The 17,398-nt window shown below is 70.7% G+C and carries 16 protein-coding genes and 2 pseudogenes; 10 read left to right on the top strand and 8 right to left on the bottom strand.

Going from position 1 to position 17,398, the window contains the following annotated elements:
• Positions 1-16: 16 nt before the first annotated feature.
• Positions 17-640, bottom strand: coding sequence for a hypothetical protein (locus ACZ5OX_RS38255; protein ID WP_465636695.1), 624 nt, complete (start codon positions 638-640; stop codon positions 17-19).
• A 627-nt stretch (positions 641-1,267) separates the two neighbouring features.
• Between ACZ5OX_RS38255 and ACZ5OX_RS38250 the strand changes: the two genes are divergently transcribed.
• Positions 1,268-1,825, top strand: coding sequence for a hypothetical protein (locus ACZ5OX_RS38250; RefSeq protein ID WP_465636693.1), 558 nt, complete (start codon positions 1,268-1,270; stop codon positions 1,823-1,825).
• 311 nt (positions 1,826-2,136) lie between these two features.
• Positions 2,137-2,685 (top strand): annotated as a pseudogene (locus ACZ5OX_RS38245) (transposase domain-containing protein); the annotation flags it as partial.
• 302 nt (positions 2,686-2,987) lie between these two features.
• Here the strand turns inward: ACZ5OX_RS38245 and ACZ5OX_RS38240 are convergent.
• From ACZ5OX_RS38240 to ACZ5OX_RS38230, 3 genes and pseudogenes are all read right to left on the bottom strand, one after another.
• Positions 2,988-3,314, bottom strand: a pseudogene (locus tag ACZ5OX_RS38240) (transposase); the annotation flags it as partial.
• Between the two features lie 425 nt (positions 3,315-3,739).
• Entirely contained in the window at positions 3,740-4,417 is a 678-nt protein-coding gene (locus tag ACZ5OX_RS38235; protein WP_392926203.1) for a hypothetical protein, read from the bottom strand.
• Entirely contained in the window at positions 4,414-5,076 is a 663-nt protein-coding gene (locus tag ACZ5OX_RS38230) for a helix-turn-helix domain-containing protein (protein ID WP_465636691.1), read from the bottom strand. Before ACZ5OX_RS38230 ends, ACZ5OX_RS38235 begins: the two co-directional genes overlap by 4 nt.
• 669 nt (positions 5,077-5,745) lie before the next feature.
• Here ACZ5OX_RS38230 and ACZ5OX_RS38225 point away from each other — a divergent pair.
• From ACZ5OX_RS38225 to ACZ5OX_RS38210, 4 genes are all read left to right on the top strand, one after another.
• Positions 5,746-6,141, top strand: coding sequence for a DUF402 domain-containing protein (locus ACZ5OX_RS38225; RefSeq protein ID WP_465636689.1), 396 nt, complete (start codon positions 5,746-5,748; stop codon positions 6,139-6,141).
• Positions 6,142-6,148: 7 nt separating this feature from the next.
• Positions 6,149-6,499 carry a hypothetical protein gene (locus ACZ5OX_RS38220; protein ID WP_465636687.1) on the top strand — a complete coding sequence of 117 codons (351 nt, stop codon included), beginning with the start codon at positions 6,149-6,151 and terminating at the stop codon, positions 6,497-6,499.
• Between the two features lie 996 nt (positions 6,500-7,495).
• On the top strand, positions 7,496-8,338 hold the full coding sequence (locus ACZ5OX_RS38215; RefSeq protein WP_465636716.1) for an ankyrin repeat domain-containing protein: 843 nt from the start codon (positions 7,496-7,498) through the stop codon (positions 8,336-8,338).
• A gap of 791 nt (positions 8,339-9,129) precedes the next feature.
• Positions 9,130-9,531 (top strand): Imm7 family immunity protein, encoded by a 402-nt coding sequence (locus ACZ5OX_RS38210; protein ID WP_465636686.1) that lies wholly within the window; start codon positions 9,130-9,132, stop codon positions 9,529-9,531.
• Positions 9,532-9,542: 11 nt separating this feature from the next.
• Here ACZ5OX_RS38210 and ACZ5OX_RS38205 read toward each other — a convergent pair whose 3' ends face one another.
• From ACZ5OX_RS38205 to ACZ5OX_RS38195, 3 genes are all read right to left on the bottom strand, one after another.
• Positions 9,543-9,848 carry a hypothetical protein gene (locus ACZ5OX_RS38205; protein WP_465636684.1) on the bottom strand — a complete coding sequence of 102 codons (306 nt, stop codon included), beginning with the start codon at positions 9,846-9,848 and terminating at the stop codon, positions 9,543-9,545.
• A gap of 398 nt (positions 9,849-10,246) precedes the next feature.
• Complete coding sequence (locus ACZ5OX_RS38200) at positions 10,247-10,912, bottom strand: hypothetical protein (RefSeq protein WP_465636682.1); 666 nt, start codon at positions 10,910-10,912, stop codon at positions 10,247-10,249.
• Positions 10,913-11,023: 111 nt separating this feature from the next.
• A complete protein-coding gene (locus ACZ5OX_RS38195; protein ID WP_465636680.1) occupies positions 11,024-11,416 on the bottom strand; it encodes a ribosomal protein L7/L12 in 393 nt (130 codons plus the stop codon).
• A 677-nt stretch (positions 11,417-12,093) separates the two neighbouring features.
• Here ACZ5OX_RS38195 and ACZ5OX_RS38190 point away from each other — a divergent pair.
• Positions 12,094-12,342 carry a ribosomal protein L7/L12 gene (locus ACZ5OX_RS38190; RefSeq protein WP_465636678.1) on the top strand — a complete coding sequence of 83 codons (249 nt, stop codon included), beginning with the start codon at positions 12,094-12,096 and terminating at the stop codon, positions 12,340-12,342.
• Between the two features lie 83 nt (positions 12,343-12,425).
• Here the strand turns inward: ACZ5OX_RS38190 and ACZ5OX_RS38185 are convergent, their stop codons facing one another.
• Complete coding sequence (locus ACZ5OX_RS38185) at positions 12,426-12,920, bottom strand: DUF4145 domain-containing protein (RefSeq protein WP_465636676.1); 495 nt, start codon at positions 12,918-12,920, stop codon at positions 12,426-12,428.
• A gap of 1,209 nt (positions 12,921-14,129) precedes the next feature.
• On the opposite strand from ACZ5OX_RS38185, the gene ACZ5OX_RS38180 reads away from it, so the two are divergent.
• The 3 genes from ACZ5OX_RS38180 to ACZ5OX_RS38170 are packed head-to-tail and all read left to right on the top strand — an operon-like array spanning position 14,130 to position 17,390.
• Complete coding sequence (locus tag ACZ5OX_RS38180; protein ID WP_465636674.1) at positions 14,130-14,462, top strand: helix-turn-helix domain-containing protein; 333 nt, start codon at positions 14,130-14,132, stop codon at positions 14,460-14,462.
• 7 nt (positions 14,463-14,469) lie between these two features.
• Positions 14,470-16,695 carry a hypothetical protein gene (locus tag ACZ5OX_RS38175; protein ID WP_465636672.1) on the top strand — a complete coding sequence of 742 codons (2,226 nt, stop codon included), beginning with the start codon at positions 14,470-14,472 and terminating at the stop codon, positions 16,693-16,695.
• Complete coding sequence (locus tag ACZ5OX_RS38170) at positions 16,692-17,390, top strand: helix-turn-helix domain containing protein (protein WP_465636670.1); 699 nt, start codon at positions 16,692-16,694, stop codon at positions 17,388-17,390. The genes ACZ5OX_RS38175 and ACZ5OX_RS38170 overlap by 4 nt, the downstream gene beginning before the upstream one ends.
• Positions 17,391-17,398 lie beyond the last annotated feature (8 nt).

Here is a 17,398-nt window from a genome sequence, read left to right as displayed (position 1 = left end):
ACCAGCCGGCTGAGTGTCAACTGAGTCTTGAGAGCTCACAAGCCTGTGATTCACCCCGCTGACCGGCCTGGAGCAGGCCGGCCGCGAGGCTGGGCCGCCTTCCTTCGCGCCGCAGTCGAGTACGTCGATGCCACGTAGACACGACAGGCGACGGCTGCACCTTGGCGGCGACGCTCGTGCAGTGGTTCACCGCCGGAGGGGTCACCCGCCGTCCCTGACCCCGATCAGGTGGCCGCCCTGTCCCGACGGTGACCAGCAGTACCGCCAGGGCCCGCACCCCACCGCACCGGCGCGTGAGCGCGGCGTGCACCAGGTCCACGTGCTTGACGGCGGTGAGCTTCGCGATGCTGGGCGGCAGGGTGACGATCTGGCGTCGCTCTCGGGGACTCATCGCCACCAAGGGCCGAAACACCTCCCGTCCGTCGGCGGCGGCTTCCTCGATCAGCGCCAGGAGGTGCTGCCAGGCCGGCGAAGATGTGTCCTGACGCTCACGGTGGAAGCGCACCCGTAGCCGGTTGCTGGCCCGGCCCTGGTCGAAGCACGTGCAGACGTCCCGGTAGGACTCGCTGCTGCCCGGGACCGAATTCGCCGTGTTATCCCACCGATTGGTGTGCGGTGCCGGCTCTGCTTCATTCGCCATGGCACCAAAGATACGAAGACGCGGGCGAGACGGATCAGTGGGGCCTGCGGCTTGGCCCGATCGCTGAGTAGGCCCGGAGCGCGGTGCCGGGATTGCTCTCGGTCCGTTTCTCCGGGCCTCTCGCCGAACCTGCCGTGCGCCTCTCAACGCAACGGGCTCTCCACGGTCTCTGCCGTCAGACGGGGTTCGCAGGCTTCCATGGGTTGGGGATCGCGCTGGCCCGGTATCGGTAACGGCTGACCGTGACCGATGCGATCCGGAACAGTTCGATCCCGTCTCGGTGGCGTGGGGATATCGGGCCGTCCTCCTCCCCAGCGAATAGTCTGCTCCACTCGGACGTGTCCCGGCCGTCGGCCTCCTCGGCGGCCGGGACCGGTTGCCGTGTTCGCACGCTGGTGGCAGCTCGGTTCGGGCGGAGATCCGCCGTGTCGTTCTCCGAGTGCCCCGGGCGGCCCTTCGGGCGGCCCGGGGCAGCTCTCGGGGTCGGTTGAACGGATCCATCAAGCTTAAATTGAACAAGTTCAATAAATGTGGCAGGCTGGCCGGCCCAAGTGCCGGCGCTCGCCGCGGTCTGCCGTCGCGGTGCTCGCGGCGGCACTCTCAAACTGATGTGGTGGGGAAACGGATATGGAAGCGACGTATGAGAGATGGGCCGAAGCCCGCCGTGGGGGTCGGCTGTCGTCCCGCCACGATGACAGGGCGCACAGCCCAACTCGTCGGCTCAACAGGGCGTCCGGTCGGGCGGCGCTGGTCCTCGGGTGCCTGGTTCTCGCGTGCACGTCCTGCGCCGCCGCCGGCGGCGAGACGGCCGTGATTAAGCAGGCCGAGCTGGTCGGGGACTGGAGCAACGCGGCAGGCGCGAGGATGCACCTCTCGGACAGCCATGGCCTGACGGCAAGCGGGATCGACCATGCGGTGCCCGACTACAAGTGCACGACAACTGTGACCGCCGGCAAGTGGAGCTTCTGGGTGCAGGACGGATCGCCGACCAGTTTCACGGAGTCGGACTCGGCGACCGAGGGCAAGCGGTTTGGGGTGGCGGCGAACACCAGTGGGAACCAGTGCAACCTTATAGCCAGGATCCAGCGTGACGACCGAGGCTTCAGCATCTGTCTGGTCCGGGACCTCGACCAGACCTGCACTGCCGAGGAGCTCCTCCGCAAGGACCCCGCGAAAACCCAGTGAGCGGTGCTGACACAACCGGCCGGGGGGACTGCTCCACTGGGGCGACACGGTGCAAGGCGGCCAGTTCTTCTGGCTCACCGACGACCCCGACCCCAGGGAGTGGCCGGTGGTGGCGTGGTTCCGGGGGAAGGACCTGAGTGAAGTTCCACCAAGGCCGGGTAGTTAAGGATTTCGGCCGGGGTGCAAGGCAAGGGTCGAGGTACACCGCAGTGCGCGGAACGCAAGCAACGCGGCCCCGTTGGAGCAGGTGTCGACCAAGACGCCCTGCCCGTGGAGCCGCGTTGTCTGTCCATTCTGCCTCGCCGCCCGCCCTGACCACCCTCACGCGGGAAATCACCCTGGCCGCAGGGCGTTTCGCTGCCGGGCACCTCGGGGGCCTGACCCCTTTGCTGCCCTTCGAGCTGGTGGACGCCGTCCTGGAGGAGACCCGTGCGGTCCAGCGGAGGCTGCGGGACCTGCCCTCGCGGGTCGGGGTGTACTTCCTCCTCGCGATGTGCCTGTTCCCGGAGGTCGGATACGAACTGGTGTGGGCCAAGATGACCGCCGCCCTCGACGACCTGCATCCGGCACCGACCGCCAAGGGTCTGCGCGATCTTCGACGCCGGATCGGCTGCGCCCCGATGAAGGGCCTGTTCGAGGTGGTGGCCGGAGCGCTGGCCCAACCTCGCACCCCGGGAGCGCGATTCGGCCCCTATCGCACGGTCTCCTTCGACGGCTGCAGTTCCATCAAGACACCCGACAGCGAGCGCAACCGGGCCTGGCTCGGGGGCTGCCCGCACCGCGGCTATCCCCAGATCGAGTTGATGACGCTGGTCGAGACCGGAACCCGCTCGGTGATCGGCGCGGTGTTCGGCCCCACCGGGGTGGGCGTGCCGGCGACCACCGTCCCCCAGTACGTCGGCCCCGGCAAAACCAGCAACCGCATGGCGCGAGTCCTCACCATGCTGCAGCAAGAACCCGAGCGGCACTGGCAGGCCAGAGAGATCGCCGAACTCCTCGGCGACGTCACCCTCGTCACCACCTACCGGCAGCTCACCCGCTGGGCTGAGAAAGGGCTGATCAAGAAGGTCCGCAGGGGCCGCTACACGGCAGCCGCCACACCAGCGGTCCCCACCTTGCACCCCGGCCGAAATCCTTAACTACCCGGCCTTGGTGGAACTTCATCCAGGCTCATGACGGCCATGTCGACACACTTGAGTGCGGCGGCCTCGTTGGGGAAGTGCCCACGGGCGCGGACGGCCTTGCGGATGCGCGCGTTCACGCTCTCGATCGCGTTCGTCGTGCAGACCACCCGGCGGATCTCCGCGTCGAACTGCAGGAACGGCACGAACTCCGCCCATGCGTTGGACCAAAGCCGCACGATCGCCGGGTACTTGGCGCCCCACTCCTCCTGGAACTCCAGGAACCGCTCCTCGGCCGCATCGGCGGTCGGCGCGGTGTAGATCGGCTTGAGCGCGCGGGAGATCTTGTCCGCCCACGGTGGCTTGGAAGGTGATGTTGCCGGCGGCGCCGAAGAGCATGCACGCGCTGAACCCAGTGGGCGTGGTGGCGAACATGGCGGGCTGGCCGGGGTTGACGGAGGAGATCCGGTAGCCGCGGGCCTGCCAGCCACGTTCGGCGACGCCCAGCAGCGCGCCGTACTTGGCTGCGGCGACCTTGGTCATGATGTAGCGGTCGCGGGTGGCAACGGCGTAGCCCAAGGGGCGGTCGTCGGGGCCTGTGGTCTGCTCGGTGGACCGCGGCCAGCCGTCCCAGTACTGCAACCGGGGGCGGATGGCGGACATCGCCTCGTCGAGGAGCGCGTTGAGTGCCTGGACGGCCTGTTCGGGGGTCATTCGAGGACTTTCCAAAGGTGCGGGCGCCGTACGGCGGCAGCCCAGCAGACGGTACGTGGAACAGGGGACGGGCCGGTGGTCAGGCAGACCAGTACGGGTCGTCGTACTTGGGCAGGATGTCCGGGTTGCCGTTGGCCATGACAGGGTCGGGTGTCGGGGTGCCGAACAGGTCCCGGCCATCGGGCACCGGGATCGGGCTGACAGTGGCCTCGATGTCGATGTCCCCGGCGGAGCCGATGCCGATGCGCACGCTGAACCCCTCCGCCGTGGTGGCGGACACGGCCTGCCCGGCGGGGCCCGTTTCGATGCGGTAGGCCTTGGCCTCCCACACGCTCCGCACCGTTTCCAGCAGGGTGGCGTACTTGGCGGGGGCGACCTTGGTCATGACGTGGCGCTTGCGGGAGGCTTTGGCGTAGCCGAGGGAGTGCTCGTTCAGGCCGGAGGAGTACTGCTCCCTGGTCTCAGGCCAGGCATCCCAATACCGCAGCGTCGGCTGCACGTTCGAGGTCGCCTCTTCCAGCAGGGCGTTGAGCTTCTGCAGGGCCTGCCCGGGCGCCATGAGCGGGGCCGTCGCCGTCGGGTCCGGGCGGGCGCCGTCGCCGACGGCGGCGGTGAAGGCCCCGCAGGCCGTCAGCGTCAGCACGAGCGCGATGGGCACGGCGGCCGCAGCGAGACGCCGCGTCAGCGGCTTGCCGGGTCGCGGGGCGTTCGAGGGTGCGGCGCTGACGAGCGAGGTGCGACGGGACGGGATGCTCATCGTTGGCCCTGCCTTGTGACGTGGTCGTACTTGCCGGCCACGATTTGGCCAATGTTGTTGACCGAGACCGCAGCATCGTCCGGTGCGGGGTCCTTCTTCGGCTCGTCCATGTAGTGGGAGTGCGAGTCGAAGGACAGCGGCGCGCCGTCCGGGACGGCGAAGCGGTTGGCGCCGAATTCCTTGCTGGCCGGGTCCTGGCCGAACCAGAGTTGGTTGTCAGGGGAGTACACCTTGTACACCTCGTCGCCGAGGGGGCCACGGTGCTGCTGCTTCTGGTGCCGGATCAGGCCGCTGCGATCCAGCACCCGGTGCACGGTCGCCCGTGACGGCGCCGGAGTCGCTCCGGTCCGCGCGATCTCGTAGGCGATCCGTCGGGCTCCCCACCGCGGGTTGGCTCGGCGTATCTCGCAGACGAGCGCCTCGGTTTCGGCTGGGAGCCGGTTCGGGCTCGTGCGCGGCCGCCGGGACTTCTCCTTGAGCCCGTCCAGGCCGCCGGCCTCGTGCTTGGCCTTCCACGTGTAGACCGTCTGGCGGGAGACCCCGTAGCGCACCGCCACCTCGCTGACCGGCGAGCCGTCGAGCACCTCAAGAACCGCCCGGTATCGCTGCTCGACCAGCCAGCCCGGACCCCGCCCAGCAGCGTCGTCCCCCTCAGTCACAGCAACCAATGATCAAGGAGGTCCCGCGACAGCGTCAAGGATGTCCCGGGACAACTGTCAATGAACTCCTGAGACTCTCGTGTCACCTATGTCTTGAGGCCACACACTTCCTGTCCCTCGTCCGGCAGTAGTCGTAGCGGCCCGACACCGTCTCGGGATCGGGCAGTTGGCTGGCCGTCCAGGCGGCGCGCACCGCGGGCAATGGGTGCGGGCACGCCGCCCACCCGATCCTCCCATGCCCCGCCCCGGGCCCGGATCCCCGGGGCGGAAACTCCCCACCGCAGGTGAGGGGCGGTGAGTTTCGCCCCGGCGTGGTCTGTTCGGGCGTCGGCCGGGTTCGGCGCGGCGGCGTGCTGGGCAGAACCTTCGGCATGACGACTCCCACCCGACCCCGCCGTCGCCGCCGGCCGTCCGCACCGACCGTGCCCGCTCCTGCTGTCGCGGTCCGCACTGTCAGGCTGTCGGCCCCGGTCCGGCCGGGCGGCGGGTGCTGCCGGACCTGGTCGAGTGAGCACCTCACCCCGGGCGGTCTGGTTGTCCGCACGACCTGGCACGAACCGGCGTGCACAAACGGGTGCCCTCCCCGGTAACCGATGCCGTCGCACAACCGAGCGCGCTTCCCGACCTCCAGGCCGGGACGGCTGGCTTACCACCGTGATGTGGACCGCGATGGCGCAGCGCGTGGTCGACGACACCGGCCACGTTCTGACCCTGGCCTACTGGCCGGGGATCGAGAGCCTGGCCCCGACAACCTGGATCACCGCGACGCGCACCGGCGACGACACCACCCGCAAGCAGGGCCTGGAAGACCTGGCGGCCGGCACCTGGACGCTGAGCCTCTACCGGTGGACCGGTACCGCGTTGTTGAGCCACTTCCTGGCCGGTGAGTGGTTCTCCGCGCACTGCTTCCAGGACGCCGCCACGAAGGAACCGCTGCGCTGGTACGTGAACTTCGAGAGGCCCTACCGACGACAGCCCGACGTGAGCCGATCGATTCCGACCTCGTCAAGGTGCTGGGATGAGTTGGTTCGTTTCGTGTCCACTGGGTGGTGTGGTGGTGGATGATCGCGGTGTGAGTACGTGGTGGGAGACGCGCCGTACGGCCAGGTTGGCGGAGGTGGCGTACGCGCTGGAGTTCTCCGGCGCCGAGCCGGTGGAGGACCCCGGTGTCGGTGAACTCGCCGCCGTGGCCGAGGTCTTGGCGGGGGAGTACCGCGCCAGCGACCGTGGCTACGCGATACACCGTGCCGGCGATCTGTTGGACCGGGCCGCCACCGCCCTCCACGCCGCCGACCGCCTGCGCGGCACCCCCGTCCCGGCGGTCAGCCACCACCTGCGCCGCGCGGCCGTGACCCTGGACGACGCCCGCGCCTGCCTGCTCGGGCGAGCCTGCCCCTCCGCCTCAACTGTCCCGCCCGCCTGACCCGCAGCGGGGGCCGCGGTGCCGTCCGCAGCCGTGCAGGGCGTGCGCGCCGCAGATCCCGCTCGTTGGCGCCGTGGGCCGGGCAGGCCGGCAGCGCCGCCCGGGCCGGTGCCGCCGCGCTTGCCCGGGCGCTGGAGACGTCGGGTGACTGGGCGGCACCGGCCTTCGCTACCACCCCCGAGCGGCTGCTGGCCGCCCTGTGCGGCCCAGGCCCCGCCGAGCGGTTTCGCGCGGCAGGAACTGTCCGGCGCCGGGTCGGTGCGCCGGGAGGGACCGCTGTCGGCTCGCCGGACAAGGGGATGGCCCTGTTGGGGAACGTGGCACAACCTCGGCCCCCGGTACTAGTGCACAGGGCTCGAAAGGTCGAATCCTATTCGCCGCTTCCGATCCGCAGGGTTGCAGGCCCGATAATTTGACGATGTCAACGGAAGTGCTGATTGCGATCAACGAGCGCGGCCGGGTGGCGCGTCAGCGCTAGCACCGCCCTCCCAGTACGGCCGCGCGGACCCGCCCCGTCTCAACACGAACTTGACAGACATCCCATGAGCTGGAGAGTCAAACGGCGAGCCCTGGGCCCTGTGGTCAGCGAGCCGGGGGCGGGGCCGGTTGGGGAGCGGGCAGTACGGGTGGGTGGAGAGGGCGGCCGTCCTGGTCACCGGACGGCGTTCGGCCGAGTTCCTTGCCACCGTGGCGCCGGCCGCTGCCCCGCTGACACGGATTGCCGGGGCCTCACGGCGACCGTTCACCGCTCCTGACGTCGCAGCAGGGCAGTCGGCCGACCCGATCGGCGCGGACCGGATCGGCTCCGGAACGCCGGCTGTCGGACCCGCATGCGATCGTGCGCGGAGGGGCTGACGCCCGCGCTGGTGCGGAGAGGACGGAGAGACACGATGACGGGCTGGGCCGGTGTGACCCGGGAGAGTTGGCGGGACCACGGCGACATCCGCGCGGCTCGACGCGGGCGCTGACCCGGACGCGTGGAGCGGGGGGCGTCCTCTGCACCGGGCGGCAGGGTTCGGCTCTCCAGAGGTGGTGGCCGAACTGGCGGGTCGCGTCTCGGACGTGGACGCGCAGGAGTGCGGAACGACGGCGCTGTGGGAGGCTGTCACGCAGAACCAACCGGACAATGCCCGGGCCCTCGTGGCCGCCGGTGCCGATCCCTGGCGGCCCCATTTTGGCGGCTGGTCGCCGGGCCGCCTCGCCCTGGCCGGAACGGACCCCGACTTGTTCCCCGTCCCAGACGAAGAACCCGGCCTGACGGCAGCCGAGCAGGCCACGATCCAGCGCGGCCGCCAACTCGTCGAGGCACTGGGACGCTTCCACTACGAGGGCACCGGCCTCGCCTGCATCGCCGACATCGACGCGGCCGAGGCGATCCGCCGCCTGGACGCGACGCCTGTTGACGAGGAGTTCATGGCGGACTTCCTCGACGACCCGTACGAGTACGACACGGACGAGAGCCTGCTCATCGTCGGCGTCACGACCGTTCCCGGTGGATGCATCGTCACCCAGCCCTGGGGCTATACCCCGTCCACCCCGGGCGCGATGACCCGCCTGACCATCGATACCGCGGGCTACGGCCTCTACGCCAACCCCAAGAGCGGCAACCAGGGCAGCATCGTCTGCGACGGCACCGTCGAAGGCTGGGACCTCCACCCCGGCGGTGGCCCCCTCCCTGATGACACCCCTGAGGAGGTCCTGGCCAGCTATCTCTACCGCCATCACGCCGTCGCCTACGCCTGCGCCTTCGCGGGTCTCCGACCTACCAGCGCCCGCGCCGTCACCGGCCCCGCCGATACCTGGATCCGGCTGCCCGACCTCGACTACTGGGAGCACTGACCTACCCGCAGGCCCCGCAGGGCAGCCACACGGCACTGGCCCGCAGAATCGAGATGAAGCTCGTCACAATGAACGTGGCAGAGCGGCACCCCCCACATCCGTTGACCGGTTGCCCGAGCTGTAGCGTCATGCCCCGAGTGCGTGGGCTCGCTGGGACTGTCGCCTCGCCGTACGGGTTGCCGGTCAGCGTCGTTGGTCGTTGCCTCGGTTTGGGGCACCCAGTTGTTCAAGTGCTCTCGACACGGAGCTCGGCCGCCTGCATTGTTGACAGAAGGTTCTGAGCCTTCTGTGGTGGCTCAGTTGGGGGTCGCGGTACGGCGATAGCCGGACGGGCTTGGCAGTCGGCAGGGGAGGGCGCCCAGGTGTCCGTTGGGCGGGCAGGGGCGGTGCTGTTGGCATTGGGTGGGGTCTTGGTGGCCGCTGGCGGAGTCACGGCGGCGGTCTTCGCCCGGGACTCGGGAGCGGTGGTGAAGCAGGAGAACCTCCCGCTCACCCCGGAGATGCAGGAGTATGTTCAGAACCCGGCAGCGTTCGAGGAATATCTTCGTTCGCATCCTCCGCGGCCTCTGATGGGTGAGATCGCTCCCCGCGCAACAGCGCGCGGCCGTCGAACAGCTCGCCCGTACGGTCGGCGACCCCGCGCATGCGCTGGACGAGCGGGCCGCTGCCCTGATGAGGCTCTTTGAATCGGCCAGTGTTGCTCCAGTTCCTCACTTGGCTGACGGTTGAACAGTGTATGGATTCTGGTGAGCCGGTGAGTCGCTGATCGGCTGATCAGTAGGCTGAGGTGCATGTTCGAGTACCACGGCTGGATCAAGGTTCTGGAGAGTGCCAGCGCCGGTGATGAGGAGCATGACGGCGATCGATTCCGGCTGGTCGTCGGGGGCATTGAGGGACGCATCCGGGAGATCGACAGCCGTTTTCTGCTTGATCTGCGGTGGATGAACGGGGAGGTGTTCGTTCACTTCGGCGGCTTCCGGAACCACCGTGACGCGGAGATCCTGGCGTTCTTCCGCGAGGTCGGTGAGCGGGCGCCGGGCTCCTATGGTCTGCTGCATGTGCGCGATGACGAGGACCCCGGTCGTGAGAACGAGGTCCTTGTCATCAAGATGGTCCGCGGGCAGGTCAGCGAGCACGCGGATTCACTGCTGTCGCCCTGCATCCCCGTGCTGGAGGACCCGTTCCAGGGGTAGGGCGTGGTCGGTCAGACCCGGCGGAGGGCGACGACGTCGCTGGTCGGCTGCGAGATGGTCGGACGGGCGGCCTCCGGGGTGGCCAGCAGGGCGACGATGGTGATGGGCTGGTCGCAGTGCGGGCAGTTGCGGACCGCGGTGGGCGCGAGGGCGTCGGTGGTGCGGGGGCTGGGTGCCGGCGGCAGTGTGGGTATGGCCGGGCTCGCGGCGATCGCGGGCCGGTTGGGCAGGGGCTCGCCGAGACGGATGGCCCGTCGTGCAGGGCCAGTGGGCTGCGGGCGAGCAAGGCGTCGGCCTTGGGTTGCTGGGCGATGCACATCACGGTCTCCACCGGCACCGGCCTCCTCACGAAGAGATTGGGATGGTCGGATGGCCCGCCCAGTGTGGCCACGCGGGCCCCGCGGCGGCGGCGACACGCCTTGGGCCGGCCGGACGGGCGCACCCGACCGGCCCCGACCCCGGGCCCGGACCCCCGGCGCGGGGCGGTGTCAGCGGGGTGACGGATCGGGGGGTCGCTCGTTGGGCCGGGTGCCTGCCGGTCGCAGCAGGACGGCGGTGCCCGGACTACCACCCCCGGCCCGGGCACCGCCGCGTCCGGCCGACACCGGGCCGGTCATTTCGCCGACCGTTCGAGGGTGCGGCCGGTCTGGCCGGGCTGGGACTCAAACGAGTCCGGCCCCACCGCGTGAGCGGTGGGGCGGGAGCGCTGTCCGGGTCAGTCTTCCAGGTCTGACCAGATGTTGAGACTGCCGTCCTCGACGACCCACTCGTGGTAGCCGAGCTTGCGGCCGATCTCCTCGAACCGGCTCAGCCGCGCCGGGCCAATGGGTATGAAGTACACCTTCATCGCCCGCAGGAAGAGGCGGAATCCGAGATCGGGACCGAGTTCGGTGACCGCGGCCTCCAGCGCCGGGACCACCGCGTGCAGTGGCGGCGGGTAGACGGTGGTGACGGCCTTCTCGGTCAGCGCGGGCCCGGTGCCCCGGAGTTCTGCCAGTACCGCTTCTCGCAGTTCCGGATGGTCGGCGGGGCTGGGTTCTGCGGGATCGAAGGACGGATCGGCTCGGCGGACAAAGCTGGAACAGGTGTCCGCGATCTGCTCCAGCCAGATGCGGATGCCGAGCCCCGTGCCCGCCGGATCGAAGCGCGACTCCGTGGCTGCGAGCCACACCGTGGAGAGCACGGCATCGGGCAACGAGGACCGCGTCACACGGCGGACGTCCTTCGCCACCTCCTGCGCGTACGCCCGCCCTTCGACTTCGAGCAGGTTATCGACGAACGAGAGGATGCCGGCCGCGTCCCGGGGCGCGAGCCGGGACTGGAGGTACTTCGTCAGGCCACTCAGCCCGAAGTCCTCGGTGAAATCGGCACGGGGCTCCATGCGGGTCCATCCCTACTTCGGGTAAACGGTGTACGGCCACCCCGCTGCTGCGCCTGGCCGCCTGTTCTGGTCGGCCGCCAGACCGTCCCGCTGGCGGCCGTCGGCATGGGTTCAGGGGCTGTGATGGGTGGTGTACCCGGGCAGGGGGCCGTAGGCGGCGCAGAAGCCGCAGTCGCAGCTGGTCATGGAGTTGGCCTGGCAGTGGGCGGTGGGCCAGTACGGGGACGCGCAAGGGCCGGGGTCGACAGGGGTGTCGTCGCCGGGCAGGGTGCGGTGGCACCAGCCGCACTGGATCGCGGCCGGTACGCCGGCCTGACGCAGGCACCGTGCCGCGCGGGCGGCGATGTCGAACGGGATCTCCGACTGGACGGTGGCGGGCGCGCTGTCCAACAGCTGCCGGCTACGCCACAGACTCAGCCCGGTGACCGTGCGGACCGCTTTGAGGGCTGTCGGGTCGTGAGGGGATGCGCCGGTCAGCAGAACTGAGAAATCCGGAACCTCCACGAATCCCCCCTTGCTGGTCGGTGTCGTACCGGTTCCAGTCAATCGCCTGACGGGCGGTCGGGCCACGGGTTTTCGCACGGCCGACTCCGTGGGCGTATGTCTCCCCGCCCGTGGCCCCCGTGCGTGGGCGAGTGCCGCCCAGGTGTCAGGTCTGCTACGGGCCGGGACCGAGGAGGGCGCGCGCCTGGAGCAAGCCGGCGCCGACGAACTCGTGACCAGGGGAAGCCTCGCCGCGGCCCTTCAGCTGCCCGGCCGCCAGATCGCGCGGGCACCCGACCACCTCACCGTCAACGGACAGGCGGAGCACGACCCGCTGCGCGGCTGGGTCCTCCTCGCCCCTGACCGGCCGCCCCGGAATGTGACCCGCGAGGCACCTGCCCCATCCCCGCTCCGAGCCCCCCGTGACCGGTTTCCCTGGTGGCGGGGGCTCGCCGCGTTCCGGTTCCGGCTAAAGCCCTTCGCTGTGGGGTAGAGCGTGATCTCGCTGAAGCAGTCCGGCCGGACGCCGCATCGAAGGAAGGTGAGGACGGTGGCCCGCCCCGACGGCACCCACGCCCCCGCGCTCGGCGTCGAGACGTGGCGCCTTGGCTGACCCGGGCACCACCGCTGGCCTCACCCTCGAATGGAGCTGACCTGTGTTCTACGCTGTTGTCTGCCCCGTCGACCAAGGAGTCACTATGGCGGACGAGTACTTCGAGCTAATCTGCGACAACGTACCCAACGCCGTGGTTCTGACCCATCCCGGGCCTCATACCATCGAGGTCGTGAAGGTGCTTCGCCAACGGACCGGGCTGGGTCTGTGGGACAGCAAATTGCTCCTGGATCACCTTTCGGTAACCATCCTCGAAGATGTATCGCAGGAGGCGGCCGAAGCCGCGGTCTGCAAACTCCTCGAAGTAGGAGCCAAGGCTGAAGTGCGACGATAGGCGCGCCTACAGGGCGCTTCACTAGGCCGCCGCGTTCGGCGGGTGGGATCCGGATCACGGATCCGGATCCGCCGCGCGGACGGTCAGCTCGGTGCGGCGCCGGCCTGGGCGGGGAAGAGCAGAGCAGCGGTGTCAAAGGCAGCGCGGACCATGTTCACGGCCATGACCGGGGTCAGGGCGGTGCCGGTGAGCTTGCCGTGGGCGAGCTTGTTGCGCAGCAGGCGGCCGGCGTTGAGCCGGTCGGCGAGGTCGGCCGTGATGATGTTGTCGGCGGCGGCCAGGGCGATCAGCTGCTGGAAGTTCTTCCGCTGAACGCCGAGGTGCTCGGCGAGGGCGAGCTCGAGTGCGAACAGCGAGTGCGCGACGGCGACGGTGGTGAACTCGTACCGGTAGTAGGAGTGCCGGATCAGCTCGCGGGACGTCTCCAGCGCGCTCAGCACGTAGGCGGGCGCGTTCTCGGGCAGGACCAAGCTGGCGACGAGGCCGTGCATATCCCAGTAGTGAGCCACGAAGTGATGGGCGCGCGGGTCGGGGACCGGCCAGGGCAGCGGTCCGGGAAGCGGCGGGAGGACATCCATCCGCGCAGTCTCATCCCCCTCCGGCCACGGCGCCACCGGTTTCGGAGATCGGGTCCACGGGATACCCCATGGCATGTTCGCGGCCGAAATTCTTGCAGGTCAAAGCCCTGGCCACCATCGGCGGTACGGGTCTAGCATTCCCGCCACGGCGGCCCCACCACAGCACCACCGGGCCGCCGAGCAGAGCAGCCGCGCCCTGTCCTCCCCGTGCGGCTGGCCTCCCAGGGCCGGGCCCGCGGAACGCTCCCCGTCGTTCCCCGGGACCCGGCCGCCTGCACCCCGCGCCCGCCAGCCGAACGTCCGCAGAGGAATCCGGTCACCGGGCAGCAAACCGGGCCCTACGCTGAGCCGCTCACCGACCCGCGAACGGCCCGCGCGCCCACCCACCCGGCCGCCCGCCGGCCCGCCTCACCCGCCTCGGCGAGTACCTCGTTCACCGCGTGCTGCCGCTCCCGCTGCTCCTGCTCCTGGTCCTGGTCCTGGTCCTGCCCATGTCCGGATCGTTCCTGCGGTTGGCCGGGGGAACGCGTCCACCGGGGTTACAGGTACGGCCGGGCGAGGATGCGCAGCTGCTGCTCGGCGATGGCGCCCATGGGGCCTGCGGTGCCGAGGTGGGCCACGATGGTGGGCGATCAGGCCGACCAGCTCGCCCACGCTGTCCGCGCCCTCGGCTCCGTCTTCTCCACCGTCCCGGCCGCCGTGAACGCCGTGGCCGCCGTCCGAAGCTGCGCCACCGCGCGGTCCTGGAGCAGCCGGCGGCCTCGTGCTGCTGCCGGTCGTTCCCGGTCCACCAGGCCGGCGCCGAGTGGGGCCGCGAAGACTGTTCGGCTCGGCCACCGCGAGGGTGGCCGGGTCGAACAGTGCTGGGCCCTGCGTCAGGCGTTGCGCAGGGCGAACGCGACGCCCGCGCTCAGCACGGCGAGCTGGGCCGCGCACGCGCGCCTGGCTTTTGGCCACGTTGCTGAGCACGTAGCCGCCGCCGACCAGCGCCGCGCCGAGCACGACCACGGCCTTCTGCTGTCTTCCCGTCATCTCCTCCACCTCCTCCCGCCTTTGTTGGTAACCGGCCACGCTCTCACCTGGCACCGACAATCAGGGCCGGTCAGAGGGGATGAGTGCTATATGTGGTTATTGATGAGATGTTTGTGCGAGTAAAATGTTGCTAACAGGGCGGTGTTTTGTGCTACCTTCATGGATAGGAGGTATGTGATGTCTGAGATTTTCGCGGCGGTGGACGCGCTGCTGGCCAAGGCCCGGGATGGCGGTGACCTGCCGGAACCGGCCGAGCGGGAGCGGCTGCGCAAGGCCGCAGGCCTGACCCAGGTTGAGGTGGCCGACGCCCTGAGTACGCGTCGGGAGACGTTCGCCAAGTGGGAGAGCGGCGCCGCTCAGCCGCGGGCCCCCAAGCGTGGCGCGTACGCCTTCCTGCTCGCGGGCCTGGCCGACATCCACGGCACCCGGGGCCCGGACGGCTGGCTCACCCTCGCCCGCCGGGCCCGCCCCCTCGACACCGACACCGACGCCACCACCGAGGGCGAGTGACACCCTGATGGACCGCAAGACGTACACCGCCGAGCTCGCCGGTCTGCGCGAGCTGCGTACCGGGATCACGGCCGCCGAGAAGCAGGTCGCGGCCGCGCAGAAGGAGCTGGACAAGCTCACCGCCCAGCGGGCGCGCCGGGTCGCCGGGCTCGCGGGGTACGAGGGCGCGAAGGCCGATGCCATCGCGAAGGCCTCGGGCCTGTCGGTCGGCGACGTCGTGCGGATCGCGCCGCTGCTGGACCCGACCCCGGCTGCCGTCCGCGCCGCCAAGACCGACGACCAGGCAGCGCCCGCCGAGGCACCGAAGACCGAGCCGGTCGCCGAGCCCGCCACCGCGGTCGCCCCGGCGCTGACTTGCCCGGCCCCCGTCGTCGAGCAGCAGGCCCCGGCCGCCCCGGTGGTCGAGGCGCCGGCCGAGGTCGAGGACCAGGCCGCCGTCGTTGAGCAGCCTGTCCCGGCCGCGCCCGCTGCTGCGCCGGTCGTCTCCGCGGTTCCGGTCGCTGCCGCGCCGCGCCCGGTGGTTGAGGCTGGTCCGCGCGAGCTGCCCACTCTCCCGGAAGGCCCGGCCGGTGCCCGGTTCGAGGCCGTCACCACCGGGCTGGTCTCCAAGCGCCCCAACTTCACGCAGCAGGCCCGCGCCACGGTGTTCCTGGACGCCGCCGCCGGTGTCCTGGCCGTGCGCGACCAGACGGTGCGGCTCGACCTCGGCGCCCGCACCCCGGGCGAGATCCTGGACGCCGTCCTGGCGACCGCGCCCGGCACCGAGCGGATCTACATCACCGCCGGCGCGCCCTGGCACGACGGCGCCGAGCGCTACAGCACGCTCAAGGACGCCGTCGCCGCGTGGCTGAACACGCCGTCCGAGCGGTGGACCACCGCTGTGGGCTCCGGCCGGGACAAGCTGGCCGGGCACTTCGTCCACCAGCGCCAGCCCGTCGGCCGCTACGCCCCTGCCACCGCGCCCGACAGCGGCAGCACCGAGATCCGCTCGATGGGGGAGTGGTTCGACCCGGACGGCGCCGATGTCGTCACCTGCCGTCAGGCGTTCACCCTGCTGTGGCAGGCGCTGCGCCGGCACTGGGATGACGCGGTCCTGATGGGCTCGCCGTCGCAGACCGGCCGGGACCTGTGGTCGCGGACCGTCCCGACGACCGGCAGGTGGGCCGGCGGTTACCCGGTCCTGTCCGAGGAGCTACGGGGCCTGCTGCACGCCACCGGCGGCCAGGGCCGTACCGAGCTGATCCTGCCCCCGCGCGTGCCGGAGCAGCTCCCGGCGCTGGTGGAGTACGACCGCACCTTCGCCTACGCCAAGCACTTGTGGAAGTCGCCGGTCGGCACGCCGCGCCGGATCACCGCCGCCGCGTTCGCCGCGATGACGGAGGCCGAGCAGACGAAGGCGTTGATGTCCTGCTCGCACTGGAACGTGCGGGTGACCGTCCCGGCCGGCTGGAACCACGTCGGCCTGCTGCCCGCCCCCGTCACCGGTGACCGCGCCTGGATCTACCCGTCCGAGCCGGGCACCATGTTCACGACGTGGGCGGGCGGCGCCGAGGTCCACCTCGCGCTGTCCAACCACATCGCCCCGTGGAAGGTCGAGATCCTCGGCGGCCTGCTCTTCGAGGACGGCAAGCCGCTCGACGAGTGGGGCAAGCGCCTCAAGTCCGCGTGGGCGGACCTGACCAACCTCTCCCGGATCCACGGGGACGAGCGGCAGCGCACCGCCGCGTACCTCGCTTCCCGGGCGGTCCGGTCGGTGCTGCTGTTCGGCCTCGGCGGTTTTGCGCAGCGTCCGCGTCTGGTCTCCGGCACCACGCCGGTGGGGGAGGCGCTGCCGGCCGGGGTGGAGATCCTGGGCCAGGACGGCGAGGTGGTGACGTGGCAGCGGCAGGCCGGGTTCTCTCGCGACCCGTACGCCCACCCCGAGTGGGCCGCCTACGTCTGGTCCGGGGCCCGCGCCGCCCTGCTGGACATGAAGTACCGCCAGGGCAAGGAGGTCATCGGCCACGCCGGCGCCCTGCACGCGAAGCCCGGCACGGTGGTGTACTTCGGCACGGACGGCATCGCGCTGACCGAGCGCCAGCCCTGGCCCTACCGGGGCGAGCCGGGCGACTACCTCCTCAAGGGCCACCTCACCGGTCCGGTGGAGCACCCCGCCACCCAGGAGCAGTACCTCAAGCTGCGCGGCCTGGGTCGCGCCGAACTCGCCGCCACCGAGAAGGGGACTGACCAGTGAGTCCGGCCGACCCGAACAACCCGAACGAGGCTGCCCGCCTGACCCAGGAGTTGCTGGACCAGGGCTACACCAAGCGCCAGGTCGCCAAGATGCTCGGCCGTGACGCCAGCCTGGTCAGCCAGTTCTTCACCAAGGGCAAGGGCGCGGCGTTCGTGAACGCGCTGCGCCAGGTCGTACGGGCGGTGCGCGGCGGCGAGCGCGACACCGAGGCGCTCGGCGCCGTCGCCCAGGAGAACGTGGAGCGCCGCCGCACGAAGACCGGGCAGAAGGCGCGGGTGCGGGGCAAGGACGTCGTCGGCGCGCCCGGCGAGAGCATGGCGGGCCGCGCTGGCAGGCAGGCCATCCGCTCCGGCGCCTCCCACCTCGCGCCCGTGGTCCACGCGACCGGCCAAGCTGGCGGGCGGTTGGCGTTCACCGTGAGGATGCGCGCCGACCAGTTCACGATGTCGGCCGGCTCGATGGAGGACTCCCCGGGCCTGCGCCGCGGGTTCGTCCCCCGCGCGGACGGCACGGAGGAGCGCACCTACGGCTCCGCCTCCACCGGCGGGTTCGACGCCGCCGAGTGGTCCCAGCGGGTCGCCGAGCACCACGGCGACGTCACCGAGGCGATGCGGGACTGGCTGGTGGAGACCGGCCGCGCCGTCGCAGACGCCGACATCCAGTACCTCGAAGTCCGCGGCTGGATCCCCCGGTAACACTCCGG

The organism is Kitasatospora sp. NPDC032121, assembly GCF_055580145.1.
The sequence above is the reverse complement of the archived record's forward strand: the minus strand, read 5'-3'. Positions and strand labels throughout refer to the sequence as shown.